Origin of the sequence: Bradyrhizobium uaiense (genome assembly GCF_010811875.1) — a bacterium.
In the GTDB taxonomy this organism is placed as follows: Bacteria; Pseudomonadota; Alphaproteobacteria; order Rhizobiales; family Xanthobacteraceae; genus Bradyrhizobium; species Bradyrhizobium uaiense.
The window spans coordinates 1-222 of the sequence record NZ_VKHP01001219.1; the positions used below are offsets into that span (position 1 = coordinate 1).

The 222-nt window shown below is 65.8% G+C and carries 1 pseudogene; it reads left to right on the plus strand.

The features are described from left to right. Positions 1-222: pseudogene (locus tag FNJ47_RS49365) on the plus strand (LysR family transcriptional regulator); the annotation flags it as partial.

The window sequence follows — 222 nt, forward strand, 5'->3', positions numbered from 1 at the left end:
GTCGCTGTTCGAGGAGCGCTACGTCGCGGTTCTCGCCCCGACACACCAGCTCGCAAACCGTCCCTCGATCGGCATCGACGATCTTCGCGAAACCATCTTGCTGGAACGCGACGAATGCGACGTCGCCCCTAAGATCCGGAGGTCGTATTTCCCCGAGGAACCGCCCCGCCTCGGGCACTGCAGCGGTCACGACCTGCACCTGCAGCACATGGCCGCGGCCGG